This is a genomic window from Streptomyces sp. NPDC088746 (assembly GCF_044751065.1).
Lineage (GTDB): Bacteria > Actinomycetota > Actinomycetes > Streptomycetales > Streptomycetaceae > Streptomyces.
In genome coordinates this window covers 921,637-948,486 of the sequence record NZ_JBIVLA010000003.1, presented here as the reverse complement: position 1 = coordinate 948,486, position 26,850 = coordinate 921,637, and the positions used below count along the sequence as shown (strand labels likewise).

Here is a 26,850-nt window from a genome sequence, read left to right as displayed (position 1 = left end):
GGAGCTCACGCACATGTGCGGCATAGCAGGCTGGTTGGACTGGGAACGCGACATGACCGGTCAGGTCGCCACCGTCTCCCGGATGGCCGAAACACTCGCCCTGCGCGGCCCGGACGACGCCGGGGTGTGGAGTGCCCCCCGCATCGGTCTGGGGCACCGCAGGCTCGCGGTCATCGACGTGGAGCACGGACAGCAGCCGATGGCCGCGCGCGGGGAGGACGACGGCCGGGAGACCGCAGTGGTCTCCTTCAGCGGCGAGATCCACAACTTCCGGGAGATCCGTGCGGAGTTGACCACCCGCGGGCATCGCTTCCGTACCGGCACGGACACGGAGGTGATCCTGGCCTCGTACCGCGAGTGGGGCGAGTCCGCCGTCACCCGGTTCGCCGGAATGTTCGCCTTCGCGCTCTGGGACGTCGCACGGGAGACGCTGCTGCTGGCACGTGACCCGCTGGGCGTGAAACCCCTCTACTACGCGGAACACGCCTCGGGCGTGATCTTCGGATCCGAGCCCAAGGCGCTGTTCGCCAGCGGGCAGGTCGCCCCGGAGGTCGACGCCGAGGGACTGGTCGACGTCTTCACGGTGGCGGCCAAGCGCCCCGGGGACGCCGTCTTCCGCACCCTGCGCGAAGTGAAGCCGGGCCACCTGATCCGCTTCGACCGGCGGGGCGCGAGGCCGCACCGCTACTGGGAGTTGCGCAGTGCGCCGCACGAGGACGACGTCCCCACCACCGTCGCCCGCGTCCGCGAGTTGCTCGACCGGGCGGTCTCCGAGCAGATCGAGGCCGACAGGCCGCTGGGCGCCCTGCTGTCGGGCGGCATCGACTCGAGCGCCATCACGGCCCTGGGCGCGGGCGTGCTGTCCGCCAACGGCCTCGACCCACTGGCGACGTACTCGGTCGACTTCGAAGGCAGCGAGGAGGAGTTCACCGCCGACGCGCTGCACGTCTCCCGGGACGCGCCGTTCGTGCAGGCGGTCGTCGGGCACCTCGGCACCAAGCACACCGAGGTCCTGGTGGAGCCGGCCTCGCTGCTCCACGAGTCACGGACCACCCTGCGGGCCCGCGACATCCCCGGGGTGGGCGACCTCGACGTGTCCCTCTATCTGCTCTTCCGCGAGGTGAGCAGATACCTGACGGTCGCCCTGTCCGGTGAGGGCGCGGACGACGCGTTCGGCGGGTACCCCTGGTTCGTCTCCGAAGCCCGGAATCCCACGAAGGGCTTCCCCTGGTCGGCCGGCGTCCAGGACCGCAACGCCGTTCTCTCCGGGCACCTGCGCGGCAGCCTGGACCTGCACGAACGCCTCGACGCCCGGTACGAGGAGGCGCTGGGCGAGGTGCCCCGCCTCGAGGGCGAGACCGGAACGGACCGGCGGATGCGCGAGGTGTACTACCTCCAGCAGACCCGCTTCCTGCCGTTCCTCCTCGACCGCAAGGACCGGATGAGCATGGCCAACGGCCTGGAGGTCCGCGTCCCGTTCTGCGACCACCGCCTGGTCGACTACGTGTGGAACGTGCCATGGCAGGTCAAACGCCTCGGTGACCAGGAGAAGGGCCTGCTCCGCAGCGCGGTCGAGGACCTGCTGCCCGCCGAGGTCGTGCACCGGCCCAAGAGCGGATTCCCCGTCGGAAAGGGTTCCGAGTACCTGGACTCCGTCCGCGACGCCGTCTCGGACATGATCGGCGACCCGAGCTCGCCCGCCATGCAACTGCTGGACGCGACGACACTGCGTGCCATGGTCGACAACAAGGACTGGTTCAACGGCGCGTACACGCCGCCCCCCATCCTGCCCCGGGCGCTCCAACTCGACAGCTGGCTGCGTGACTACGACGTGCGGGTGGTCCTGTGACACGCCGTCTGTTCACCTCGGAGTCCGTGACCGAGGGGCACCCCGACAAGATCGCCGACCAGATCAGCGACACCATTCTCGACGCGCTGCTCAAGGAGGACCCCACCTCCCGCGTCGCCGTCGAGACCCTGATCACCACCGGCCTGGTGCACGTGGCCGGAGAGGTCACGACCAAGGCCCGTGTCGCGATCCCGCAGCTGGTCCGGGACAAGATCCTCGAGATCGGCTACGACTCGTCGGCGAAGGGCTTCGACGGAGCCTCCTGCGGCGTCACGGTGTCGATCGGCTCGCAGTCGCCGGACATCGCGCAGGGCGTGGACACGGCGGACAAGGCCGGCGTCGAGGACGAGCTGGACCGGCAGGGCGCAGGCGACCAGGGCATCATGTTCGGCTACGCGACCGACGAGACGCCGACCCTGATGCCCCTGCCGATCTTCCTGGCACACCGCTTGTCCAAGCGCCTGGCGGACGTACGGAGGAACGGCACCGTCCCCTACCTGCGCCCGGACGGCAAGACGCAGGTCACCATCGAGTACGACGGCGACAAGGCGCTGCGACTGGACACCGTCGTGGTCTCCTCGCAGCACGCGTCCGGCGTGGACCTGGACTCCCTGCTGGCCCCGGACATCCGCAAGCTCGTCGTGGAGCCGGAGCTCAGGGCGCTGCTCGACGAGGGCATCAAGCTGGACACCGAGGGCTACCGCCTCCTGGTCAATCCGACCGGCCGCTTCGAGATCGGCGGCCCGATGGGCGACGCGGGCCTCACCGGCCGCAAGATCATCATCGACACCTACGGCGGCATGGCCCGCCACGGCGGCGGCGCGTTCTCCGGCAAGGACCCGTCCAAGGTCGACCGCTCGGCCGCGTACGCCATGCGCTGGGTCGCCAAGAACGTCGTCGCGGCGGGCCTCGCCTCGCGCTGCGAGGTCCAGGTCGCCTACGCGATCGGCGTGGCCCGGCCGGTGGGTCTGTTCGTCGAGACCTTCGGCACCCACCGGATCGGGACCGACCGGATCGAGAAGGCGATCGGTGAGGTCTTCGACCTCCGCCCGGCGGCGATCATCCGGGACCTGGCGCTCCTGCGTCCGGTCTACGCCCGGTCCGCCGCCTACGGCCACTTCGGCCGCAGGCACCCCGACTTCACCTGGGAGCGCACGGATCGTGCGGCGGCGCTCCGGAAGTCGGCGGGGGTGTGAGGTGCGCATAGCGGTCACCGGTTCCATCGCCACCGACCATCTGATGCACTTCCCGGGGCGGTTCACCGAACAGCTCGTGCCCGACGCGCTCGACCACGTGTCGCTTTCCTTCCTCGTCGATGAACTGCACATCCGCCAGGGCGGCGTCGCCTCCAACATCGCTTTCGGACTCGGCGGCCTCGGCCTGCGGCCCGTGCTCGTCGGAGCCGTCGGACGCGACTTCCAGGACCACGGCGAACAACTCGCCCGCCATGGTGTGGACACGGACTCGGTGCACGTGTCGCAGGTCCGGCACACGGCCCGGTTCCAGTGCACCACGGACGACGACGGGAACCAGATCGCCTCGTTCTACGCCGGCGCGATGAGCGAGGCGGCGGCGATCGACATCCGCGCGGTGGCGGAACGCGCAGGCGGCCTGGGCCTCGTCCTGATCGGGGCGAACGACCCCGAGGCCATGCTGCGGCACACCCAGGACTGCCGTGCGGCAGGACTGCCCTTCGCCGCCGATCCGTCCCAGCAGCTCGCACGGCTCGACGGCGACGCGATCCGGGACCTGGTGACCGGCGCCGGTCTCCTCTTCACCAACGAGTACGAGAGCTCCCTGCTGCTCCGCAAGACGGGATGGACCGAGAACGACGTGCTCGCCAGGGCCGGCACCTGGATCACGACGCTGGGCGAGAAGGGCTGCCGGATCCAGCGGAGGGGCGAGCCACCCGTCGAGGTCGCGGCGGTGCCCGTGGCCGAACCGCGGGACCCCACCGGCGTCGGCGACGGGTTCCGCGCCGGTTACCTCGCGGCGGTCGCAGGAGGGCTCGCCCCGGCCAGGGCCGCCCAGCTCGGCTGCGCGGTGGCCGCGATCGTACTGCGCGCGGTCGGCGCGCAGGAGTACCGGCTGGACGACGAGGAGCTGCTGACGCTGTGCGCTTCGGCCTACGAGCCCGAGGCGGCGCAGGAGCTGGCAGGGCTTCTCGGCCGGACCGGCGGGAAGGCGTCATGACACCACCGGACACGTCACCGGACGGGGTACGTCGCCTGCTGGCCGAGGGGCGCACCCTCTACTCCTTCGAGATCTTCCCGCCGAAGCAGCCGAAGTCGCTGGTGTCGCCGAAGTCGACGGTGTCGCCGCAGACTTCGCCGGGCGAGCGGGCCCTGTGGCAGACGCTGCGCGAGCTGGAAGCCGTGCGGCCCGCGTTCCTCTCGGTCACCTACGGTGCCGGCGGATCCTCCCGGGACCGGACGATCGCTCTCGCCGAGCGCATCGCGCAGGACACCACGCTCCCCGTGGTCGCCCATCTCACGGCCGTCGGGCACTCCGTGGCCGAACTCCGCCGGATCATCGGGCAGTACGCGCACGCCGGAGTCCGTGATCTCCTCGTCCTGCGCGGGGATCCGCCGTCCGACCCCCGAGGCCCCTGGGTCCCGCACCCCGAAGGGCTGCGCCACGCCGCTGAACTGGTGCGCCTGGTACGGGAATCCGGTGACTTCGGCATCGGCGTCGCCGCCTTTCCCGAGCGGCACCCCCGCTCGCGGGACTGGGAGGACGACATCGGCCACTTCGTGGCGAAGGCGAGGGCCGGCGCCGACTTCGCGATCACCCAGATGTTCTTCCGGTCCGAGGACTACTTCAGGCTCCGCGACCGGCTCGACGCGGCGGGCTGCACCATCCCGGTGATCCCGGAGATCATGCCCGCCACGCGCTTCGGGCAGCTGTCCCGGTTCGCGGAGCTGAGCGGCGCCACGGTCCCGGCGGACCTGGCCCGTCGCCTGGAGGAAGCGGGCGACGACGCCGCCGAGGGCCACCGCATCGGGGTCGCCCACGCCACCGGGATGGCCCGGCAACTGCTCGACCAGGGCGCCCCCGGTCTGCACTTCATCACCCTCAACCGTTCCATGGCAGCACTCGACATCTACCGAGGGCTCGGCCTGCCCGAACCCCGTCGCGAGGCGCAGGCCGCCGCCGTAGGAGGAGCCGACCGTGGAACGTACTGAGCGGAATGCCGCGCAGGACGGCGCCGAGTGCGACGTGTACGTCGTGGGCACGGTGTTCCAGGACATCGTCTTCACCGGACTGGAAGGCGCCCCGGTCAAGGGCGCCGAGTCCTGGGCCCGCGGCATGGGGTGCAGCCCCGGAGGTGTGGCCACCACGGCGACGGCACTGGCCCGGCTCGGTCTGCACGCCATGCTGTGCGCGGCGTTCGGCGACGACGAGTACGGCGACCACTGCTGGGTGGACCTCTCCGCCGACGGAGTCGACCTGTCGACATCGCGCAGGCCGGCGGGCTGGCACTCCCCGGTGACGGTCTCGTTCGCCTACGACGGGGAACGCACCATGGTCACCCACGGGCACGAGGCCCCGGCCGAGGAGCGGTTTCCCCCGCGCCGCCCGCCCCGCAGCCGCGCCTGTGTGGCGGGCCTCGCTCCCGGGGAGGACGCGGAGTGGGTCCGCCGGGCGGCGGAGGACGGCAGCCTGGTGTTCGCCGACACCGGGTGGGACGCCACCGGCCGCTGGTCCGTGTCCGACCTCGACGGGCTCCGTCACTGCCACGCCTTCCTGCCGAACGCCGCCGAGGCTACGCGGTACACCCGGACCGACAGCGCGCGGGCGGCCGCCCGCGCCCTCGCCGAGGTCGTTCCGGTCGCCGTGGTGACCATGGGCGCCGAGGGAGCCGTCGCCTGCGACGGACGCACCGGCGAGGAGGCTGCCGTCCCCGCGGTCCCCGTCGACGCCCTGGACCCCACCGGCGCGGGCGACGTGTTCCTGGCCGGTTTCGTCTTCGCGACCCTGGCCGACTGGTCCCTGACCGACCGCCTCGCGTTCGCCGCCCTCTGCGCGGCACTGTCCGTCGCGGAGTTCGGCGGGGCTCACTCGGCACCCGGCTGGTACGAGATCACACGGTGGTGGTCCGGGATGGGGGACGGGGACTCCCGCCGTCGCACCGACGCCGAACTGCTCCGCCGCTATTCCTTCCTGGCAGACCTGTCCGAGATGGCGCCACTGACGCCGCCACGACGTGCGGTTCCGACGATCGGATTCAGAGGAGCCGCAGCGCCCCCCGTCGGCCGACGCTGACCACCTTCTTGAGCTACAGGAGAGTTAGTCATGCATGCCTATCCGGAGGAACCGGCCCCGGCCCGACCGGGCCGGCGAGACCTGCCCGCGGCGCAGCAGCCCGAGTACCCCGACCCCGAGGCCCTGCGCGCGGTCGTCGCGGAGCTCGAGTCGTATCCGCCGCTCGTCTTCGCCGGCGAGTGCGACCAACTGCGTTCCCGGATGGCGGCCGTCGCCGAGGGGGAGGCGTTCCTGCTTCAGGGCGGCGACTGTGCCGAGGCCTTCGGCGCCGTGTCCGCCGACCAGATCCGCAACAAGCTCAAGACGCTGCTGCAGATGGGCGCCGTGCTGACGTACGCCGCCTCGGTCCCGGTCGTGAAGGTCGGCCGGATCGCCGGGCAGTACTCCAAGCCGCGCTCCAAGCCGACGGAGACCCGCGGCGGCGTGACCCTGCCGACCTACCGCGGCGACTCCGTCAACGGCTTCGAATTCACCGAAGCGGCCCGGATCCCGGACCCCGGGCGTCTGAAGCGGATGTACAACGCGTCGGCCTCGACGCTCAACCTGGTGCGCGCCTTCACGACCGGCGGATACGCGGATCTGCGTCAGGTGCACGCCTGGAACCAGGACTTCGTGAAGTCGTCCCCGTCCGGACTGCGCTACGAGCAACTCGCCCGTGAGATCGAACAGGCGCTGAACTTCATGCACGCCTGCGGGGCCGACCCCGAGGAGTTCGAGACCGTCGAGTTCTACTCCTCGCACGAGGCACTGCTGCTCGACTACGAGTCGGCGCTCACCCGCGTCGACTCCCGCACCGGGCAGCTGTACGACGTCTCCGCGCACATGCTGTGGATCGGCGAGCGCACCCGGCAACTGGACCACGCGCACATCGACTTCGCCTCGAGAATCCGGAACCCGATCGCCGTCAAGCTCGGCCCCACGGCCACGGCCGAGGAGGCGCTCCAGTACATCGAGCGCCTCGACCCCGAGCGCGAGCCGGGCCGGCTGACCTTCATCGTCCGCATGGGCGCCGACAAGGTCCGTGACAGGCTCCCCGAGCTGATCGAGAAGGTCACCGCCTCGGGCGCCACGGTGGCCTGGGTGAGCGACCCGATGCACGGCAACACCTTCGAGGCGCCCTCCGGACACAAGACCCGCCGCTTCGACGACGTGCTGGACGAGGTCAAGGGATTCTTCGAGGTCCACAAGTCGCTCGGCACCCACCCGGGCGGCATCCACGTCGAGCTCACCGGTGACGACGTCACCGAATGCGTGGGCGGCGGCGCCGAGGTCTTCGTCGACAACCTCCACCAGCGCTACGAGACCGCCTGCGACCCGCGGCTGAACCACAGCCAGTCGCTGGACCTGGCGTTCCTCGTCGCCGAGATGTACCGCCCCGAGGGAGCGATCGCATGATGCTCCGCACAGCAGCCGTGGTGGGCAGCGGCGTGATCGCCTCCTCGGTGACGGCGGCCCTGGGACGGCACGGCGTCGACGTCCTGCTGCTCCCCGAGGACCCGGCGCACGCGGACGCCGGTGGCCCGCGGGGGCCGGTGGACCTGGCCGTACTCGACGTCCGCCCCGGCGGAGTCGGCCCCGTACTCGCGGCCTGGCAGCGGCGCGGCCTGGCGTACGCGTACACCGATGTGGCGGGCATCAAGTCGGTCCCCGAGCGTGACGTCGCCCACGGCCCCGCGGACGCGGCCACCTACGTCGGCGGGCACCCGGTGACGGACCTCGCGGGGCGGGACGCGTCGGCCGGGCACTTCGAAGGGCGCCCCTGGGTCCTCACCCCCACCCCGGCCACCTCCCAGGAGACCCTTAACCGAGCCCTCGCGCTGACCGCGCTGTGCGGTGCCGTGCCGGTGGTGATGAAGAGCGCGGCTCACGACGACGCGATGGCCCGAGCGGCGCACGCGCCGTACGCGATGGCCGCCCTGCTGGCCGCCCGGTTCCATCCCGCGGTGCCGGAGGTGCTGCGGCTGACGGGACCGGAACTGCGCGACGCCACCCGTACCACCGCCGCCGGACCCGAGGCCTGGAGCGACGTGCTGCGCGGCAACGCCTCCGCCGTCGCCGAGGTGCTCCGTGAGGTGAGCGCCGACCTCACCATCCTGCTCGACGCCTTGGACGGCCTCTCGGTGCCGGAGACGGAGGCCGGTGACGAGAGCATGAAGCACCTGCGGCATCTGCTCGAACGCGCCCATGACGGGTGGGCGGCGCTCCCCGCCGGCGACGGCAGCCGGGGAGGTGGACGGCGTTGAGCAGACTGCGCTGGCTGACGGCAGGGGAGTCCCACGGCCCCGCACTCGTCGGGACGCTGGAGGGTCTTCCCGCCGGCGTGCCGGTCACCACGGAGATGGTGGCCGACCATCTCGCGCGGCGACGGCTCGGTTACGGGCGTGGCGCCCGGATGAAGTTCGAGCGGGACGAGGTGACCTTCCTCGGTGGTGTCCGGCACGGCCTCACGCTCGGTTCGCCGGTCGCGGTCATGGTGGGCAACACGGAGTGGCCGAAGTGGGAGCAGGTCATGTCGGCCGACCCCGTCGACCCCGCGCTTCTCGGGAGCCTGGCCCGCAATGCCCCGCTGACCCGGCCGCGACCCGGCCACGCCGACCTCGCGGGCATGCAGAAGTACGGTTTCGACGAGGCCCGGCCGGTCCTGGAGCGCGCCTCCGCGCGGGAGACGGCCGCCCGCGTCGCCCTGGGGGCGGTGGCCCGGTCCTACCTGAGGGAGACGGCCGGCATCGAGGTCGTCTCGCACGTCGTGGAGCTCGCCGCCGCCGAGGCGCCCCGCGGCGTGTACCCCACCCCCTCCGACGTCGAGCGGCTCGACGCCGATCCGGTGCGCTGCCTGGACGCCGACGCGTCGAAGGCGATGGTCGCGGAGATCGACCAGGCGCACAAGGACGGCGACACCCTCGGGGGAGTCGTCGAGGTGCTCGCCTACGGCGTCCCCGTCGGCCTGGGCTCGCACGTCCACTGGGACCGCAGGCTCGACGCCCGTCTCGCCGCCGCGCTGATGGGCATCCAGGCCATCAAGGGCGTCGAGGTCGGCGACGGCTTCGGCCTCGCCCGGGTGCCGGGTTCGAAGGCGCACGACGAGATCGTCCGTACGCCCGAGGGCATCAGGCGGGCCTCCGGCCGCGCCGGTGGCACCGAGGGCGGGCTGACCACGGGCGAGCTGCTGCGGGTGCGGGCCGCGATGAAGCCGATCGCGACCGTGCCGCGTGCCCTGCGGACGGTCGACGTCGTCACCGGTGACACGACCGCCGCCCACCATCAGCGCTCCGACGTGTGCGCGGTGCCGGCGGCCGGGATCGTCGCGGAGGCGATGGTCGCGCTGGTGCTGGCCGACGCGGTGGCGGAGAAGTTCGGCGGCGACTCGGTCGTGGAGACCCGGCGCAACGTCCAGTCGTACCTCGGCCGTCTGCCCCGGTACGCACGCGATCCGAAGACAGGGAGAGACAAGTGACGGACCGTCCGTTCTACGTGCTGCTGGGGCCGGACTGCGCCGGGAAGTCCACGGTGATGGCGGACCTCTCGGCGGCGCTGCCCGGCTGGCGGACCCTGTCGACCGACGACGGCCTCGTGGCCGGGGAGCACCGGCTGATCCCGCAGCTGCGCCGGAACGTCGTCCGGGACGTACTCCCGGGCCTGGGCCGCACGTACTCCGCCGACTTCCTCGCGAATCTGCTGGGCACCGCCGTCGTGCACCTGAAGGACCAGCTCGAACGCCAGGAGCCCGGAGTGCCCGTCCTGATGGACTCGTACTACTACAAGATCCTCGCGAAGTGCCGGCTCGCCGGGCTCGAAGGACACTCCTTGTACGACTGGTGGCGTTCCTTCCCCCAGCCGCGCGAGGTGATCTATCTCGACGTCTCGCCCGAGACCGCCTGGCGTCGCTCGGGACGCGGAGCGCGGCTCAACCCCCTCGAGTACTTCGGCGACCGGCCCGAGTGGTTCGGGTTCGAGAGCTATCAGAAGAACCTCGGGAAGCTGTTGCTGGAGGAAACGGGAGGGCTGCCCGTCACGGTGGTCGAGGAGCGTCCCGGAACGGCCGCGACCGCTGCGGCCGTGCGGGAGGTCCTCGCGGCATGAGCAGCACCCAGGGCTGGGGAACACCCGGCCACGCGGACCGCTACCGGAAGCGGGTGTTCGCCGAGCGGGCCCGGCTGAGCGCCGGCCTCGACGACCTGGGCGGGCGTCAACGACACGTGCTGACCGATCTGCTGGAGTTCAACGGCGGCACCGAGTTCGGACGCCGCCACGGCTTCGCCGGGATACGCACCCTGAAGGACTTCCGGGCGGCGGTGCCGGTCCAGGACTATGCCGCGCACGCCCCGCTGATCGAACGCATGGCGGCCGGAGAGCCGAACCTGCTGACCGCGGACGCGCCGGTGGTGTACTTCACCAGCAGCGGAAGCACCGGGGACCACAAGAAGGTCCCGGTCACCCGCCGTTTCATGAAGACGGTGTTCTTCCCCTTCTACTACGCGGCCTGGGCGCCGCTGATCGAAAGTGTCCCGGAGCTCATGGAGCGCCCGGACGCGGTGCTGAACCTCAAGCACGACCCGCTCGCCGCTCCTCCCGTCACGAGCAGCGGCCGCCCCCATGTGGGAGCCAGCCAGGTCGACTTCGGCACCGCGTTCGGCGAACCGCTCTCGGCCGAACTGGGCACCGCCGCCCCGTGGTCCACCCTCCCCGTGGACGTCGCCCCCGAGGACCACCTGGAGAAGATGTACCTGCGGCTGAGGCTCGCGGTGCAGAGTGATGTGCGGGGGTTCATCGGGATCAATCCGGCGATGATCGCGGCCGTGCCCTACCAGCTGGGCCTGTGGTGGCCGCGCATCGTCAAGGAGGTCCGCGACGGGACGCTGGGGGGAGTGCCGTACGGAGCCCCCGATCCGGAGCGCGCCGCCCGGCTGGAGTTCCTCGCCGACCACTTCGGGGAGCCGGGCCCGGCACACGTCTGGCCCCAGGTCCGGGCGTTGTTCGGCTGGACGACCGGCGTGGCCTCCCTGTACATGCCGGGCCTGCGTGAGCGGTTCGGGGCCGGAGTCGGTGTCCTGCCCGCGCCGGTGGCCGCCTCGGAGGGGCCGGTGGCGGTGCCGCTCGACCGGCATCCCGCGGCGGGCAGCCTCGTCCCCTCCGCCGCCGTGTACGAGTTCGTGGACGCGGACGAGGACCTCGGCCCCGGCGTCGAGACGCTCGTGGCGGAGGAGCTCGAACCGCACCGGGACTACCACGTGCTTTTCAGCCACGTCGGAGGCCTCTACCGCTACGCCGTCGGGGATGTCGTCCGTGTGGTGGACCGTGTCCGGGGCGTGCCGCGGGTCCTGTACGCGGGCCGTGCCACCCGGTCGGACGCGGCCGGGGAACGGCTGCGCGAGGCCCAGGTGGTGAGAGCGCTGGGACGGGCACTAGCGAGCACCGGACTCGCGCTGAGGGGTGTGTCCTGCCGGGTGGAGGAAGTGGCGGGCGAAGCACCCCGGTACGTGTTCGCGGTGGCCCCGCAGTCTCCGTGGCTGGCGTCCGAGACCGTGCGGTTCGCCGGGCTGCTCGACACGGAGCTGGCCGCCGAGTCCCCGGGATACGCCGGAGCCCTGCGGGAGAGGCGGCTCGGCGCCGCACGGCTCCGGCTGCTGCACCCCGACGCCTTCCAGAGCGAATGGCACGCCCGTGTGGCGGACGGTGTCCGGCCCACCCAGGTCAAGGACCGGCTGTTCCGGCAGGACGAGAGCCAGTGGCGGCGACTGATCGCCGCGTCCGACGCGCTACGAGGAGAGGGCACATGACGCACGTCCAGGATCCCGCCGACCCCGTGGAGAAGACCGCCCTGCTGACCGCCGCCCTGCGCGCCGCCGAGAGCCGGCGGGAGGACCGGCTCTACACGGACCCGTACGCGGCCGCGCTCGTGGGGGACGCAGGCCCCCGGCTTCTGGCGGAGATCCGTGCCGCGACGTTCCCGCCCGGCCGGCAGCGGAGCGTGCCCAGCACCCCGGACTACAACGCGATCCGCACCAGGTTCTTCGACGACCTCCTCCAGGAGGCCGTACAGGACCGGGCGATGACCCAGCTCGTCGTGGCCCCGGCCGGCATGGACTCCCGGGCCTACCGGCTGCCCTGGCCGGAACACCTGCGGTACTTCGAGGTCGACCGGCCGTCGGTGCTCGCCTTCAAGGAGGAGCGTCTGCGGGGAACCGGCCCGCGCGTCGACCACGTCACGGTGGCCGTCGATCTGACCGCGGACGACTGGGAGGACCGGCTCCGCGACTCCGGATACGACCCGGACCTGCCGTCCACCTGGCTCCTCGAAGGGCTGCTGTACTACATCCCCGAGAAGGACACCGACCGCATGCTGGAGCGGGTGGCCGCCTTCTGCGCCCCGGGCAGCCGCATCGCCGCCGACCTCGTCAACTCCGCGGCCCTCTCCCTCCCGCACATGCGCCCCCTCCTGGACGTCTTCGGCGGCTGGGGCTGCCCCTGGCTCTTCGGCAGCGACGAGCCCGAGGCGCTCTTCGAGCAATACGGCTTCGAGGTGGCCGCGGTCCAGCCCGGTGAGCCCGGTGCCCACTTCGGCCGCTGGCCGGACCCGGTTCCCGACCGGGCGGTCAAGGACGTGCGCCGGGTCTTCTTCGTGCACGGCCGACGCCGGTGACCCCGGCCGTCGTCGTGGTGGGGGGCAGCGTGGCCGGGCTCGCCACCGCCCTCGCCCTGGCGCTGCGAGGCATGCCCGTCAGGGTGCTGGAGCAGACGCCGGTGCCACCGGACGGGCCGCCGGAGAAGGCGGCCGAACTGTGGAGGAGACCCACCGTCGCGCAGAGCGGTCACTCCCACGTCCTGACCTCGCTCGGCGTACGCGTACTGAGAGCCCGTGCTCCGCAGGTGCTCGACGCGGCCGCGGAGGCCGGAGCACGCATGCTCGACCTCATGCGGGCGCTGCCGGCGCGGGCCGACGACGGGGTCCGCCGGCCGGGCGACGAGGAGCTCGTGGCCCTCGCCGTGCGCCGTCCGGTCTTCGAGCTGGTCCTGCGCCAGGTCCTGCGGTCGCTGCCGAACGTCGGGATCAGCCACGGCGTCACGGTCGTGGCCCTGCGCACGACGCCGTCGGGGAGCCGGGTCACCGGCGTGGTGACCGGCGACGGCGAGAGCATCCCCGCGCACGCCGTGGTGGACGCCACCGGACGCCGGGCGGCTTCCCGGTCCTGGCTCACCACAGCCGGACTGCCCCCGGGGCCTGAACGGACCGCGCCCACCCGGGTGCGCGCCTTCACCCGCTTCTACCGGCTCAGGTCTCCCGGCACGCTGCCCGGACCGCTCAACCGCGGCAACGCGGCGGGCGGCATCTGGGACCACTACGCGGCTGTCGCGCACCTCGCCGACAACGACACCTACGCCCTGACCCTCGGCGTGCCGACGGCGGACCCGGAGACGACGGGCATGCGGTACCCGGGCCCCTTCACCGCGGTCGCTCGCCTTTCGCCGCACCTCGCCCCCTGGGTGGATCCCACGGTGGGCGAGGCGATCAGTGACGTGCGCCCCATGACCCTGCCGCCCAACAAGCTGTGCTGCGCCCCCGGCGCCGGGCCGATCGCGGGCCTCTATCCGGTCGGGGACGCCGCGTGCGTCACCGACCCGCTCTTCGGCCGGGGCATGTCGCTGGCCCTGCGGCACGCGTTCCTGCTCGCGGAGCTCCTGGAGGACGAGCCGGCGGCCGAGGAACAGGCCGGACGTGCCGCACGCATCGCTGACGACGTCTACCGGTCGTGGTACGAGCATGCCGTCCGCGAGGACGCGGCACGGACGGCCCTGTGGCGGGCGAGGGTCACGGGAAGCCCGCCCCCGGCCGCACCGGAGACCGCCCGTCCGGCACTGCCGGAGGTCGCCCGGGCGGCCTCCACCGACGGGGCCGTGTGGCGCGGCCTCACCCGTGTGCTGATGGGACTGGAGACCGTCGAGGACGTCCTCGACGACGAGGCGTTCCGGCGGCGCGTACGGACGGCCCCCGCACCGGCCGGGGCCGTGTCACCCCCGCCGACCCGGGAGGAACTGGTCGCCGCAGTCCGGAACGGGGCGTACGCATGACCGCGCCGCGTCCCCCCGAGCCGCGTCGCAAGGTGCTGCTCGCACCCGTCACGGTCACCCCGGCCAAACCGCTGACCCCCAGCCACCTCAAGGGCCTGCTGTGGACCGACGTCATGTTCCGGGCCACCGCGCCCCTCGCCGATGTGACCTACCGCTACAGCCCCACGACCTACCACCTCACCGAGCAGACCCTAGGCTTCTGGGAGTTCCTCGACCGCACCCGGAAGGACCTGCCCTACGCCTCCCTCTCGGAGGAGGAGATCGGTGAGCTGTACATCCGGTTCCGGGCCGGCCCGCCGCCACCGGCCGCCGCCCTGCGCCCCTACGCCCACGAGGTCGAGAGCAACGGCTGGGTGCACCCGGCCGGAGAACGCGTCCTGCGACTGTGGAGCGGGCATTACGCCCGGCTCGGCCTCCATGACCCCGGACTGACCGCCCATCAGCCACCCGGGCTCGGCACCGAGGAGATGATCGAACGGCTCGTCGCCCTGGGCCTGGGCCTCGACCAGCGCTCCAGCGGCGGCCCCGTGTACCTCGACGCCACCCGGCACGGTCTGCCGCTGCGCCAGATCGTGACGGCCGACGGCCGCCCGAACTACCTCGCCTGCGCCCTGCGGGAACTTCTGCCGATGGCACCCGCGTACGACGAGGTCGTGTTGCTGTACGACACGGAGCTCGGCGCGGACTACCGGCTGCTGCAGCTCGTGCTGAACCGGCTGGGGACCCAGGCGCACCGGGTCCCGATCGGTCGTGTGCCCATCGACGGCACGATCAGATCCGCGCGGCACGGCGGCTGGCAGGGCCACACGGCGGGCGCCCTGCTCAAGGCCGTCGGCACGGACGACGACGAGGATGTACGACACCTCGGCGTACGGCTCTACTTCGTCGCCGTCCTCGGCCCCGGACAGGCGCAGTCCTTCCGCACCGACCTCCTCCGGAGGAGCCTCGACCGGGCGCGCCGGCTGCTGCGCCGGGCCGGCGAGCGCGGGTCCGGGGGTCCGGCGCTCGTGGACGACCTTCGCCGGCACCGGCGTGATCACACCCACGTCGATCCCTACCGCCTCACCTCGTCCCTGACGGCCCGGGCCCGCCCCACCGTCCCCCGCGACCTCCTCTCCACGGTGTACCTATGACCCTTCCCCCGGACCTGCTGCTGACCGTCGCGGGCGAGCGCCTCCGGGCCGCACGTCCCGACCTGTCGGCCCGCGTGAACCCGGTCACCCCGCACTCCCTGCTCGCGGCGAAGGAGCGGATCCAGGACGACGCCGCGCTCGGCCGCACCGGCGGGGTGTCGGCGGTCGCCGTCGTCCGCGACCTCCGGCTCGCCTCCTGGGCGGCGGAGACCTGCGCGTTCGTGCTGTCCCTGCCGCCGGAGCAGGCCGACGCCTGGCGCCGCTCCCTGACCCGGACCGTCTATCTGGCCGGGCGCCCCGACAACCTGAGCCGGCGGTTCACCTTCACGCACATCGCCGCCGACGGGTCGGCGGCCTGGGCCGGGCCGCTGCCGGACGAGGCCACGACCGGCCTGCGCAGGCTGCTGAAGACGTTCAGCGGGCTACGTCCGCTGACGGCCTGGCGGCCCGTCACCATCGACGTCCCGGGCGCGGCACACGACCCCGGCCGTGAGCCGGTCCACCGCGACCTGTACCTCGCCACGGAGCACCTCACCGTCTCCGACGCGCTGGTCCACCTCGGACACCTGCTGGCCGAGGCGGTCATCGACGGCACGGTCGGACCCGGCGACCGGCTGACCCTGCGTTCGGTACCACGCCTGACGGAACTGCCCACGCCCTACGCGGCCCTGCGTGTGGACTCCGACGGCCGCAACCCCTACGAACTCCGGGCATACGCCGGACTGACGCCTCCGAGGAGAACCGAAGTGCCGAAGGCCCCGCCCGTAACCGTCGCCCGCCCGATCCGCATCGGAGTCCACGGCTCGCCCCACCAGGCCCGGCAGATCGTCGCCGCGGCCGGGTACGAGGAGGAGCGGGTGAGCTACGTGCCCTACGACGTACGGGAGCCGTTCCGGCTGCTGCGCGCCGGTGAACTGGACGTCGTACTCGTGAAGTTCGCGCTGAACGAGCCGGACATCGTCACCGGCGGGACGGTCGCTCTCGACGGCAGGGCCGTCCTGGTCCGGACGGGCCATCCGCTGGCCGGCCACGCGTCCGTGTCGATCGAGGACCTCACCGCCTACGACGCCTTCCGCTGCCCCGGCGACTTCCCTCCCTACGTCTGGGACCAGGTCGTGCCGCCCCGCACGCCGGAGGGAGCGCCGATCCGCCGGGTCCATCCCATGGGCAGCGTCGCCGACATGGTGGAGATCCTCGGGGGCTCGGACGCCCTGCACCTGTCGTTCCGGTCGCTGGAGGCGATCGTGCCGCCCGGGATCAGGGTCGTCCCCGTGCCGGACCTCCCGCCCGCCCCGGTCTCCCTCGCCCGGCTGCTGCACACCCCGCCGCCTCCGGAAGTCGCCGCGTTCCTCGCGGCCGTCGAACGGAGCGCGGGCCGGTGAGCCCTTCCGGCGGGACGCCGATCGTCCTTCTGCACGCACTGCCCCTGGACTCCTCGATGTGGAGGGCCCAGACCCAGGCCCTGACCGCCCGCGGGCACACGGTCCTGGCTCTCGACCAACGAGGCTTCGGGCAGGAGCCGTTGGGCTCGTCGCCGCCCTCCCTCGACGTCGTGGCCGACGACCTCGCCGCCGCACTGGACCGGCGGGGCATCGGCCACGTGGTTCTCGCCGGCTGTTCCATGGGCGGTTATGCGGCGATGGCGTTCCTGCGCCGCCACCCCGGACGGGTCCGCGCCCTCGCCCTGCTGTCCGCCCGCGCCACGGCCGACAGCCCCGAGGCGGCATCCCGGCGCCGTGCCTTCGCCGACGGAATGGAGGGCGACGCCACGCGTGACCGGCTCGTCGAGGCCACCACGCCCGCGCTCCTCGGCGCCACCAGCCGGGGCCGGCACCCCACGATGCTCGCCGGGCTCCTCGCGACCGCGCGGACCGCCGGCCCCGAGGCGGTCGCCTGGGCGCAGCGGGCCATCGCCTCGCGGCCGGACTCGCTGGAGGTCCTGCGCGCGACCGACGTGCCGGCACTGGTCGTCGTGGGCGACGAGGACGAACTCGTCTCGGTCGCCGAAGGCCGTGCGGCGGCGGAGGCCCTGCCGCGCGGGACGCTCGTCGTCCTGCCCGGTGCCGGCCACCTCCCGCCGCTCGAAGCCCCCGGTCCGACCACGGAACTGCTCGCCGCGCTGCACGAGGACGCCGCAGCGGTGCCGCGCACCGCAGGAGGAGGACGGTAGAGATGCTCACGACGGACCACAGCTCATGGGGCTACACGGCCTCCACCGGACTCGGGTTCACCCACGAGGACATCGTCGACGCCCACTTCGACGCCTGTGCCGGCCCGTACCGTGCGACGTTGGAGGCGGCCGGCATCCAACCAGGGTGGCGCGTGCTCGACGCCGGATGCGGCACCGGCGCCTTTCTGCCCTGGCTGGCGGACGCGGTCGGCCCCGAGGGGCGGGTCTCCGCCCTCGACCTCGCCGAGGAGAACACCGAACGCGCGACAGCTCGCATGCGGACCACCGGCATGCCGTGGGAGCCGGACGTCCGGCAGGGCGACATCCTGCAACTGCCGTACCCCGACGACTCGTTCGACGCGGTCTGGTGTGCCAACACCACGCAGTACCTGAGCGACGAGGAACTGCCCCGCGCCCTGGCGGAGTTCCGCCGTGTCGTGCGCCCGGGCGGGACCGTGGCGGTCAAGGACCTCGACGCGGCCCTGATCGCCGTACGCCCCGGAGACCCCTTCCGGTTCACGGACTTCTTCCGTGACGCGGCCGCGACTCCGGGATACGCACGGCAGTTGCTCCGCACCGGGGAGCTGTACCGGTGGCTGGGTGAGGCCGGGCTGAGCGGGGTGCGCCAGCACACGGTGCTGATCGAGCATTTCGCACCGATGTCCGAGGCCGTGCTGCGCTTCTACACGCGTGCCTGCGCCCGGGTGGCCGGCATGGCGGCGGCCGGGGGATCCGACGAGGCATGGACGGCCTTCCTCGACCCGGACGGCGCCGGCCATCCCCTGCGCGACCCCAGGGGATACATCAGAGAGGGCAACACCGTGACGGTGGGCAGCGTGCCGGTGTCCCCCTCGTGAGGAGGCGCGGAGGCGGCATTCGTGCCAACTCGGCCTCGGGAAGCACTTGTTGTCCCGGGGAAGCCTCTTCTATAGTTCTAAGAGTTGCGAACTATCGAACCGTCGGTCAGGTATCGCGAGATCACGAGGAGACAAGGTGCCCGAGCTCAAGATCGAGGTCGACCCGGCGGAGGTCGGGCTGGATGCCGGCCGCTTACGGAGGATCGACCGTTATCTGGCCTCCTACGTGGACGACGGCCGGCTGCCCGGCTGGCAGGTCGCCGTGACGCGCAGGGGGAAGGTGGCACACCTCGCGGAGTACGGCAGGCGCGATGTGGAGAACGACCTGCCGAGCGAGGGTGACACCATCTACCGCGCCTGGTCGATGACCAAACCGGTCACCTCCGTCGCCGCGATGACCCTGGTCGAGGACGGCACGATCGGCCTCCAGGACCCCGTCAGCCGCTACATCCCCGCGTTCGAGGACGTACGGGTCTACCAGCGGGGCCCCGCGGCGCGCCCGGTCACCACCGCGGCCGCGAACCCCATGCGGATCCAGCACCTCCTCAGCCACACCTCGGGTCTCACCTACGGCTTCCACCGGGCCCACCCGGTCGACGAGATCTACACGGCGGCCGGCTTCGAATGGGCCACGCCGCCCGGGCTGGACCTGGCCGCCTGCTGCGAGCAGTGGGCCGGCTTCCCGCTGCTCTTCGAACCGGGCACCGCCTGGAACTACGGCGTCTCCAGCGATGTGCTCGGCCGTGTGATCGAAGTGGCGTCCGGCAAGAGCCTCGACGCGTTCTTCGCCGAACGGGTCCTGGGACCGCTCGGGATGGCCGACACCGCCTTCCACGTACCGCAGGAGAAGGCGGACCGCCTCGCCGCCTTCTACACGGCGGACCCGGCCACCGGGCGCGCGGCCAGGGCCGACCAGCTCGGAGCCGGCGCGCTGCACCCGCCCGCCTGCCTGTCCGGCAGTGCCGGGCTGGTCACCACGCTCGGCGACTACCACCGCTTCACCCAGATGCTCCTCGGGGAAGGCGTCTTCGAGGGCGAGCGGATCCTGGGCCCGCGCACCGTGCGCCACATGCTGCGCAATCACCTGCCCGGCGGAGGCGACCTGCACTCGGTGGGCCGTCCGGTCTTCTCGGAGATGCCGACCGCGGGCGTCGGCTTCGGGCTGGGATTCGCCGTGGTCGAGGACCCGGCGGCGGCCGGAGTGCCCGCCGGTGCGGGTGAGTACGCCTGGCACAGCGCGGCCGGGACGATCTTCTGGGTGGATCCCGTGGAGCAGCTGACCGTCCTGTTCTTCACCCAGCTCATGCCGTCCAGCGTCCATCCGCTGCACAGCCGTCTGCGTCAGCTGGTCAACCAGGCCCTCATCGACTGAGGGGGCGGTTCGCCGTGTGTGCTCCTGGAGCCATCCGTCCGCCGACTTTCGTATGAGCGCCCCGCACGGGCTCTCGCACTGCCGAGTTCGAACCGATCAAGGAGAACGCAGATGACCGCATCAACCGGCACGGCGGCCCCCGCGGACGGGCCGTCCAGGGAACGCTGGGAGTGGAACGAGGAGCGGTACAGGGACGGGGTGTTCAGTCACGCCGTGTCCACCGAACGGGAGCGGCTGCGGCTGCTGGAGTCCGTCCTGGACGAGCACACCCGTGGCCACTTCCGGCGGCAGGGCCTGGCGTCGGGACACCGTGTCCTGGAGGTGGGCGGCGGCGGCGGGTCGGTCGCGCGCTGGCTGGCCGGAGAGGGCGCCGAGGTGACCGTCACCGACCTCGACACCACCTACCTCGACGAGCTGTCCGAGGCGGGGGTCGAGGTGCTGCGGCACGACGTCTACACGGAGGACTTCCCCGAGGGCACCTTCGACTTCATCCACACCCGCTACGTCGTCATCCATCTGCCGGACCCGGAGAAGGCGGTGGCCCGGCTCACCCGATGGCTCAAGCCCGGCGGCGTCCTGCTGCTCGAAGAACCCTCGTTCTTCCCCATCAAGGACTCCCCGCACCCGGCGTACCGCAAGGTGATGCGGGCCTTCCGCAGCCACCTGGAGAGCGCCGTGGGCACGGACACGGAGTGGGCGCGCAGCCTTCCGGTGCCCCTGCGGGACAAGGGGCTCGACGACATCGGCTACGACGCTCGCTTCCAGCGGATAGCGGGCGGCGACGACGAGGCCGAGTGGTGGCGGCTGACGCTGGAGCAGACGCGGGAGGCCGTGGTCGCCGAAGGCCTCGCGGCGGCCGAGGACTTCGAGGCCGCCTACCGGGAGTTGAGCGACCCGGGCTTCCATGACCTCTCCCTCGCGGTGTTCACGGCATGGGGACGGAAACAGGAGAGCTGACCGCGGTACCGACCGGTGGCCGGCGTCGTGCCGGGGCGTGCAGCCCCGACGCGACGCCGGCCCTCGTTCGTTCGCGACGGAGGCCGAAAGGCGGCGCTCATATCGTTTGACTGAAGATGATTGCGCTGCTACGTTTATGGCCAATCGTTGGCGTGCAGATTGATGTCTGCAAGACGAAATGGCGGGGAAGATGTCGGATCGGCAGTCGGAAGCATTAGCGGCGTCGCCGGGGACGAGCGCGCGCAAGAACCTCGTACTCCTGGTGTTGTGCGCGCAGCTCTTCCTGGACTCCATGGATGTCTCGCTGATGGGGGTCGCCCTCCCCGAGATGCAGGACGACATGGGGCTCAGCGCCGAGCAGTTGCAGTGGGTCATCTCGGGATACGCCGTCGCCTACGGCGGGTTCCTGCTCCTGGGAGGACGGGCGGCCGACCTGTTCGGGCGGCGCCGGATCTTCTTCTGGGCCACGGCGGTGTTCGCCGTCGTGAGTCTCGCCGGCGGCCTGGTCACGGACGGGTGGCTGCTGATCATTACGCGCGTCGTCAAGGGCATCGCCGCGGCGTTCATCGCGCCGGCAGCGCTCTCGATCATCACGACGACGTTCCCCGAAGGCCCGGAGCGCAACCGGGCGATGGGCATGTTCGGCCTCACCGGCGCCAGCGGCTACGCGGCGGGCCTGGTCTTCTCCGGACTCCTCACCTCGCTGAGCTGGCGGCTCACCTTCTTCGTGCCGTTCGTCGTGGCGGCCGTCGTCCTGCTGTCGGTGCGCGGTGTGATCGCTCCCGACGGTGAGCGGACCGGACGGCGCCCCAGCTTCGACGTCTCCGGCGCCGTCACCGCCACCGGTGGTGTCCTGCTGCTCGTCTTCGCGCTGACCCGGGCCCCCGAGGTGGGCTGGGGCTCCGCCGCCACCGTGGGCGGCCTGGTGGCGTCCGTGGTGCTGCTCGTCGTCTTCGTCGTGATCCAGAGCCGGCGTACGGACCCCCTGGTCGACCTCTCGATCTTCCGCTCACGCACCCTGTCCACCGCCAACATCGTGGGTATCGCCTGGGCCTGCGCCACCATCGGCTGGCAGTTCATCGCCCTGCTCTACCTGCAGAACACGCTCGGCTACAGCGCCCTGAAGGCCGGTATGGCGATCGTGCCGATGGCCGTCTCCATCCTGGTCGCGGTGAACATCGCCCCCCGCCTCATCGGGAAGGTCGGTCTGCGCATCCCCGCCGTGGTCGGTCTGCTGCTCCAGGGTCTGGGCATCCTCCTCTTCCTGCGCGCGGACGAGAACGCCTCCTACGTCACCGTGCTGCTGCCGGCGCTGATCATCCACGGTCTGGGCAACGGCACGAGCTTCCTGGGCTTCAACATCGCGGGCGTCGGCGGGGTCGCCGACGACAAGCAGGGCCTCGCGGCTTCGCTGATCCAGTCGGCCGTGCAGCTGGGCGGCGGCCTCGGTGTCGCGGTCGGTGCGGCCGTCCTGGCCGCCGGGTCGGCGGGCGAGGTGAGCACGTACCACCACGCCTTCCTCGCGGTCGGCATCTTCTCGCTCGTGGGCGCGGCCGCCTCGGCCGTGGGTCTCGGCGCCTCCGGCCCGGCCGGGGGCGCCGAAGAGGAGCCGAGTGCCGGTGAGGCCGTGCAGCCCCAGCCGAAAGCCGGACTCGAGGGCGGGCGCGCATGAGCGGGCCCGCGGGGCCCGGGGCGGGGGACGGCGCCACCGAGTGGCTGTCGCCCGACGATCCCAGGCTCTCCTGGGACGGGGTCGCGCAGGCGGAATGGTCCCAGGGGGCGTGGCTGCCCCGGCGGATCCCCGGGGACCGGCTCGCCACCACGCTGTCGCCCAACTTCGCGCGCCTCGCGGCGATGCCCGCCGGCATCCGGTGCGGTGTCCGCACGGACGCGGAGGAGCTGCGGCTGCGGCTGATCGGGGAAGCGGGCAGCGCACCGGTGGACATCCGGGTCGACGGAGCCCTGGAACGCCGGGTCGAGATCTCCGGCGAGCGGGAGGTCGCCGTCCCACTGACCCCCGGCGCCGCCCCGTCGGCCGACGGCGGGCTCCGGGACGTGGAGGTGTGGCTGCCGAACCTGGGCCGCGCGCTCGTCGGAGGGATCGGCTTCCGCGGGCAGGGCACGGTGCTGCCCGCGGAGCGCACCGGCCCGCGCTGGGTCACGTACGGGAGCTCCCTCACGCACAGCATGTTCGCCTCGGGGCCGTCGGAGACCTGGACCGCGCTCGTCGCGGCGGAGCAGGGCTGGCGGCTGCACAACCTCGGCTTCGCCGGCGAGGCGCACCTCGATCCGGTGGTCGCGCGGACGATCAGGACCCTGCCCGCCGACCTGATCTCGCTGGAACTGGGGATCAACGTCTACACGCGGGACACGTTCTCGGTGCGCAGCTGGGCCCCCGCGGTCTGCGGTTTCATCGAGACCATCCGGGACGGTCATCCCGACGTACCGATCGCGGTGATCACCCCCCTGTCGTCACCGGAGCGCGAACAGGCGGCGAACAACGTCGGGTTGACGCTCGAGCAGGTGCGTGCGTACACCGAGGAGGCGGTGCGGGTGCTCGAAGGGCTCGGTGACAAGAACCTCCGTACCGTGGACGGACTCTCCGTCGTCCCGGTGGCCGAGGCGGCCGAGGTCTTCGCCGACGGCCTGCATCCGACGGCGGCCGGCGAGCACGTCCTGGCCGCGAGGATCGGTTCCGCGTTGCGCGAGACCCTGGCGCCGGTCGGTCCCTGACCCCGGCCGGGGTCGCCACGAACCACCCGCGGTGGCGGACGGGTACATCCCCCGGCCCGCCCGCCACCGCGGGTCTCCTTGTGCTCAGGCGGCCTCGTAACCGATCCGGGCGAGCACGCCCCACCGTTCGCCCTGCCGCGTCACGACGTAGACCGAGTCGAAGACGCCGAGCGGACGCCCCTCGGCGTCATGCCGGCTGAACCGCACCTGGGCGTGCACCTGATCGGCGGAGACCTGCGGGAACTCCACCTCGGCCCAGGCGCTGTGGTGCCAGCCCGACGCGAGCAGCGCCTCCAGTTCCGCCTGCGAACTCCGTATGTACTCCTCGGGATTCTGCCAGAGCGTCACAGCCCCTTCGTGGATACGGACCTGGGGGAAATGAAGCGTGCTGGTCCATTTCTCCAGATCATGGCTGTTGAGCCCGTCGAGAAAGGCATCGAGGGCGGCGCGGGCCTCCTTCACGACATGGGCGGAATCGGAGGAAGAGAATGCGGTCATGGTGAGCCTTTCGTGCGCGATCGCCAGGGCGACGCGTTGAGTTCGAGAAAGGTGTTCCAGAGCGGAAATCGCGGGCATGAAGCGGCGACTGTCAAAAATGTTAACCCACACCGGTCGGCCGGAGAGGCAATTCGGGGGCCGGCTGTGGTGCAGGGCGAAATGCCGTACGTGGACCTGGTCCTGAGACCAGTGGCAGACTGGTCGAAAGGCCGATGCCGAAAGGAAGTAGCGCGGTTGAGACTTGAGTTCCTCCGGTCGGCCGGATGCGCGGGAGACATGTCGATGAACAATTCCGGCCGACCGGAATTCAGAAGGGGTGTCATGACGATCCTGGCTGAACGCGCGACGGTCACCGAGCCTCCGTGGGTCCGATGAGCGGGCCGCGCGTCGTCCTGGTCGGCCCCATGGGTGTGGGGAAGTCCACGGTCGGCAGGCTGCTGGCCGGGAGACTCCGCTGCGGATTCCGGGACACCGACGAGGACATCGTGGCCGCCCATGGCCGGTCGGTCAGAGACATTTTCACCGAAGAGGGTGAACCGTACTTCCGTGACCTGGAGAAGCGGGCGGTGAGGGACGCGGTCGCCGGACACGGCGGGGTGCTCGCGCTCGGCGGCGGCGCCGTCCTGGACGCCTCGACCCGTGCCCTGTTGCTCCGCCACCCCGTCGTCCACCTCACGGTGGAGCATGCCGAGGCCATGCGGCGCACCGGGCTGGACACCCCCAGGCCGCTGCTGGGCGACAGCCCGCGTCGGCGCTGGCGCGAACTGATGGAGGCCCGCCGCCCCCTGTACGCCGAGGTGGCCCGGGTCGTGGTGGCCACCGACGCCCGCAGTTCCGAGGAGGTCGCCGAAGTGGTCCTCGACGCCCTCGGGTTGCACGAGGCGTGACGGCGGGACGCGGGCGCGCCTGCCGGCGACCACCACGGCACGCCCTCGCCGCGCTCACGGCCCGGGGTGTGGGCGTGTCGTCCCCGCGTCGAGCTCAGGAGGGCAGCGGGGGCAGCGTGGCCAGCCAGCGGTCGATCTCGGAGTTCACGTACGCGGGAATCTCCTGGTGGAAGAAGTGCCCGGCGCCCTGGACGGCGACGGCCTTGCTGCCCGGGTGGGTGAAGGACTGTTCATCGGCGCGCATCCGGGCCGTGTCGCGGTGCAGGGCCAGCACCGGCTGAAGCCGCCGGCGGAGCAGAGCGTCGGCTTCGGGCCGGAACCGGATGCTGCCCGGGTGGAAGGCGTTGTCACGGAAGAGGCGCGCCCGGGTCTCCGGCGACAGCCGCATGGCGGCCACCCGTTGCTGTTCGACGATGTGCGCGGGCGTGTCAGGTCCTTGGGCCAGGGTGGTGACGATCCTCGACGCGGCGGCCTCGGCCGAGGGGCCGTCGAGTTCGTCGGCCAGCGCCCGCAGGCCGGCCCGGCTGTCGTCGGTGCCGGCGTAGTCCGGGTCGACCGACACCAGGGCGTGCACCAGGTCGGGCCGGCGGGCCGCCAGTACGGCTGCCACGGATGCGCCCATCGAATGTCCGATCAGGACCACCGGGCCGAGCGCGAGCCGTTCGACGAAGGCTTCGACGTCCGCAGCATGACGGTCCGTCGAGTACCCGCCGGCGGACGGCCCGGTGCGGCCGTGCCCGCGCAGGTCGACGGCGAGCGTGCGGCACCGGGTCCGCAGACGGGGGAGCTGGTGGGTCCAGGTGTCGGCGCTGCCCCACAGGCCGTGGATCAGCACGGTCGGCAGGCCGAGGGCACCAAGGTGAGGGACGCCGGCCGGGGGGAGCCGGTCGATGTGGAACAGCGTCACGTCGGGCAGATCGATGAACGGCATCACGTATGCTCCCGCCTCGCGCGCGGAACGGTGGACTGTCGGGCCCCGGGACCGGACCGGCCCGTTCCTCCGCAGCGGAGACCCGCTCTTCGCTTCTCAGACTCGCCCGGCGCTCCGGACCCGCCTCGTGTCGCACGGTCCGCTCCATTAGAGACCGCTGCCCCCGCCTCGGTCCAAGTCCTTCGCGGCAGACCGGATATGCTCGCGAGGCATTACCGAGAGGTGTTCGGGAGACCGGATGGAACTGCGTCACCTGCGGTACTTCGTGGTGGCCGCCGAAGAGGGGTCGCTGAACCGTGCGGCACAGCGCCTGCTGCTCTCCCAGCCCTCCCTCAGCCGTCAGATCATTCATCTCGAGCGGGAGCTCGGGCAGCGATTGCTGCAGCGGACCTCACGGGGCGTCGAGCTCACACCGGCCGGCCAGGCCCTGCTGCCGCATGCCCACCAATTGCTTGCGATGGCCGACGCGACCCGGGAGACGGTGGCCGGTGCGAAGGCCGTCCGTCAGGCGGTCACCGTCGGCGTCCCACCGGGAACCGAAGGCTCCTGGCTGATGGACATCGTCGACGCCGTCCGGGCCCGGGCCCCCCGCGCGGAACCGGACTACGTCGAAGCCGGCAGTTTCGAACAGCTCCGGCTGTTCGGACAGGGACGGCTGGACATCTGCCTCGTGCACCAGCCTCCGCCCGAAGGGCACACGGTGCGGAGCGTGCGGCGGGACCCGCTCGGAATCGCCGTCCGGCCGGACCATCCCCTGGCAGCCGAGGAAACGTACCGGCTGAGCGACCTCGACGGCCTGCGGACCCTCCTGCACTCCCAGGACCAGGTTCCGGCCCAGCAGCACGGGCTCATCGCGGCCGCGCAGGCCGCCGGCATCCGGCCTCACTGGCACTTCTCCCGGTTCACCGAACACGCCCTCGCCCACGCCTACGCGACCGGTTCCGACGCGGTGCTGGTGGCCGCCCACACCGCGGCGGCCCAGCTGCCGGCATGGTGCTGGGGGCAGCTGGTCGACATGCCGCTGATCATGACGACCTGGCTGGCGACGGAATCCGACACCCGTGCGGTCGTGCGAGAGGTCGCGGAAGCGATCGTCGGGCTCTCCTCCGACGACGGTCCCACCTGATCCA

At 72.0% G+C, this 26,850-nt stretch carries 24 protein-coding genes; 22 read left to right on the top strand and 2 right to left on the bottom strand.

What is annotated here, in order from left to right; translation table 11 throughout:
* The first annotated feature begins 13 nt into the window (after positions 1 to 13).
* From asnB to ACIP63_RS18585, 20 genes are all read left to right on the top strand, one after another.
* Positions 14 to 1,849: an asparagine synthase (glutamine-hydrolyzing) gene (asnB, locus tag ACIP63_RS18680; RefSeq protein WP_401516844.1), complete on the top strand. Its 1,836-nt coding sequence runs from the start codon at positions 14 to 16 to the stop codon at positions 1,847 to 1,849.
* Complete coding sequence (gene metK / locus ACIP63_RS18675; protein ID WP_401516842.1) at positions 1,846 to 3,045, top strand: methionine adenosyltransferase; 1,200 nt, start codon at positions 1,846 to 1,848, stop codon at positions 3,043 to 3,045. The genes asnB and metK overlap by 4 nt, the downstream gene beginning before the upstream one ends.
* Before the next feature lies 1 nt (position 3,046).
* Positions 3,047 to 4,042 carry a carbohydrate kinase family protein gene (locus ACIP63_RS18670; protein ID WP_401516840.1) on the top strand — a complete coding sequence of 332 codons (996 nt, stop codon included), beginning with the start codon at positions 3,047 to 3,049 and terminating at the stop codon, positions 4,040 to 4,042.
* A complete protein-coding gene (gene metF / locus ACIP63_RS18665; RefSeq protein WP_401516838.1) occupies positions 4,039 to 5,034 on the top strand; it encodes a methylenetetrahydrofolate reductase [NAD(P)H] in 996 nt (331 codons plus the stop codon). The genes ACIP63_RS18670 and metF overlap by 4 nt, the downstream gene beginning before the upstream one ends.
* Positions 5,021 to 6,115 (top strand): PfkB family carbohydrate kinase, encoded by a 1,095-nt coding sequence (locus tag ACIP63_RS18660; RefSeq protein WP_401516837.1) that lies wholly within the window; start codon positions 5,021 to 5,023, stop codon positions 6,113 to 6,115. Before metF ends, ACIP63_RS18660 begins: the two co-directional genes overlap by 14 nt.
* Positions 6,116 to 6,145: 30 nt before the next feature.
* A complete protein-coding gene (locus ACIP63_RS18655; RefSeq protein ID WP_401516835.1) occupies positions 6,146 to 7,510 on the top strand; it encodes a class II 3-deoxy-7-phosphoheptulonate synthase in 1,365 nt (454 codons plus the stop codon).
* On the top strand, positions 7,507 to 8,358 hold the full coding sequence (locus tag ACIP63_RS18650) for a prephenate dehydrogenase/arogenate dehydrogenase family protein (protein WP_401516833.1): 852 nt from the start codon (positions 7,507 to 7,509) through the stop codon (positions 8,356 to 8,358). The genes ACIP63_RS18655 and ACIP63_RS18650 overlap by 4 nt, the downstream gene beginning before the upstream one ends.
* Complete coding sequence (aroC, locus tag ACIP63_RS18645; RefSeq protein ID WP_401516832.1) at positions 8,355 to 9,569, top strand: chorismate synthase; 1,215 nt, start codon at positions 8,355 to 8,357, stop codon at positions 9,567 to 9,569. Before ACIP63_RS18650 ends, aroC begins: the two co-directional genes overlap by 4 nt.
* On the top strand, positions 9,566 to 10,195 hold the full coding sequence (locus tag ACIP63_RS18640; protein ID WP_401516830.1) for a hypothetical protein: 630 nt from the start codon (positions 9,566 to 9,568) through the stop codon (positions 10,193 to 10,195). The genes aroC and ACIP63_RS18640 overlap by 4 nt, the downstream gene beginning before the upstream one ends.
* A complete protein-coding gene (locus ACIP63_RS18635) occupies positions 10,192 to 11,892 on the top strand; it encodes a GH3 auxin-responsive promoter family protein (protein ID WP_401516829.1) in 1,701 nt (566 codons plus the stop codon). The genes ACIP63_RS18640 and ACIP63_RS18635 overlap by 4 nt, the downstream gene beginning before the upstream one ends.
* On the top strand, positions 11,889 to 12,755 hold the full coding sequence (locus tag ACIP63_RS18630) for a class I SAM-dependent methyltransferase (RefSeq protein ID WP_401516827.1): 867 nt from the start codon (positions 11,889 to 11,891) through the stop codon (positions 12,753 to 12,755). The genes ACIP63_RS18635 and ACIP63_RS18630 overlap by 4 nt, the downstream gene beginning before the upstream one ends.
* A complete protein-coding gene (locus tag ACIP63_RS18625; RefSeq protein ID WP_401516826.1) occupies positions 12,752 to 14,182 on the top strand; it encodes an NAD(P)/FAD-dependent oxidoreductase in 1,431 nt (476 codons plus the stop codon). The genes ACIP63_RS18630 and ACIP63_RS18625 overlap by 4 nt, the downstream gene beginning before the upstream one ends.
* The gene (locus tag ACIP63_RS18620; protein ID WP_401516824.1) at positions 14,179 to 15,315 is read left to right on the top strand and encodes a hypothetical protein; all 1,137 of its coding nucleotides are present in this window, start codon (positions 14,179 to 14,181) and stop codon (positions 15,313 to 15,315) included. The genes ACIP63_RS18625 and ACIP63_RS18620 overlap by 4 nt, the downstream gene beginning before the upstream one ends.
* Entirely contained in the window at positions 15,312 to 16,697 is a 1,386-nt protein-coding gene (locus ACIP63_RS18615; protein WP_401516822.1) for a DUF6182 family protein, read from the top strand. Before ACIP63_RS18620 ends, ACIP63_RS18615 begins: the two co-directional genes overlap by 4 nt.
* Positions 16,694 to 17,485 carry an alpha/beta fold hydrolase gene (locus ACIP63_RS18610; RefSeq protein WP_401516820.1) on the top strand — a complete coding sequence of 264 codons (792 nt, stop codon included), beginning with the start codon at positions 16,694 to 16,696 and terminating at the stop codon, positions 17,483 to 17,485. Before ACIP63_RS18615 ends, ACIP63_RS18610 begins: the two co-directional genes overlap by 4 nt.
* A 2-nt stretch (positions 17,486 to 17,487) precedes the next feature.
* Positions 17,488 to 18,342 carry a class I SAM-dependent methyltransferase gene (locus ACIP63_RS18605; RefSeq protein ID WP_401516818.1) on the top strand — a complete coding sequence of 285 codons (855 nt, stop codon included), beginning with the start codon at positions 17,488 to 17,490 and terminating at the stop codon, positions 18,340 to 18,342.
* 136 nt (positions 18,343 to 18,478) lie between these two features.
* Positions 18,479 to 19,714, top strand: coding sequence for a serine hydrolase domain-containing protein (locus ACIP63_RS18600; RefSeq protein WP_401516816.1), 1,236 nt, complete (start codon positions 18,479 to 18,481; stop codon positions 19,712 to 19,714).
* Positions 19,715 to 19,825: 111 nt separating this feature from the next.
* Complete coding sequence (locus ACIP63_RS18595) at positions 19,826 to 20,671, top strand: class I SAM-dependent methyltransferase (protein ID WP_401516814.1); 846 nt, start codon at positions 19,826 to 19,828, stop codon at positions 20,669 to 20,671.
* Between the two features lie 190 nt (positions 20,672 to 20,861).
* Positions 20,862 to 22,343 carry an MFS transporter gene (locus tag ACIP63_RS18590; protein ID WP_401516812.1) on the top strand — a complete coding sequence of 494 codons (1,482 nt, stop codon included), beginning with the start codon at positions 20,862 to 20,864 and terminating at the stop codon, positions 22,341 to 22,343.
* Positions 22,340 to 23,404: a GDSL-type esterase/lipase family protein gene (locus tag ACIP63_RS18585; RefSeq protein WP_401516810.1), complete on the top strand. Its 1,065-nt coding sequence runs from the start codon at positions 22,340 to 22,342 to the stop codon at positions 23,402 to 23,404. The genes ACIP63_RS18590 and ACIP63_RS18585 overlap by 4 nt, the downstream gene beginning before the upstream one ends.
* Before the next feature lie 84 nt (positions 23,405 to 23,488).
* Here the strand turns inward: ACIP63_RS18585 and ACIP63_RS18580 are convergent, their stop codons facing one another.
* Complete coding sequence (locus ACIP63_RS18580; RefSeq protein ID WP_401516809.1) at positions 23,489 to 23,980, bottom strand: hypothetical protein; 492 nt, start codon at positions 23,978 to 23,980, stop codon at positions 23,489 to 23,491.
* Between the two features lie 293 nt (positions 23,981 to 24,273).
* On the opposite strand from ACIP63_RS18580, the gene ACIP63_RS18575 reads away from it, so the two are divergent.
* Positions 24,274 to 24,789 (top strand): shikimate kinase, encoded by a 516-nt coding sequence (locus tag ACIP63_RS18575; protein ID WP_401516807.1) that lies wholly within the window; start codon positions 24,274 to 24,276, stop codon positions 24,787 to 24,789.
* 94 nt (positions 24,790 to 24,883) lie between these two features.
* On the opposite strand, the gene ACIP63_RS18570 is transcribed toward ACIP63_RS18575, so the two are convergent.
* Positions 24,884 to 25,720 (bottom strand): alpha/beta fold hydrolase, encoded by an 837-nt coding sequence (locus tag ACIP63_RS18570; RefSeq protein WP_401516805.1) that lies wholly within the window; start codon positions 25,718 to 25,720, stop codon positions 24,884 to 24,886.
* 238 nt (positions 25,721 to 25,958) lie between these two features.
* On the opposite strand from ACIP63_RS18570, the gene ACIP63_RS18565 reads away from it, so the two are divergent.
* Positions 25,959 to 26,846, top strand: a complete 888-nt coding sequence (locus tag ACIP63_RS18565; RefSeq protein WP_401516803.1) for a LysR family transcriptional regulator — start codon at positions 25,959 to 25,961, stop codon at positions 26,844 to 26,846.
* Positions 26,847 to 26,850: the final 4 nt, after the last annotated feature.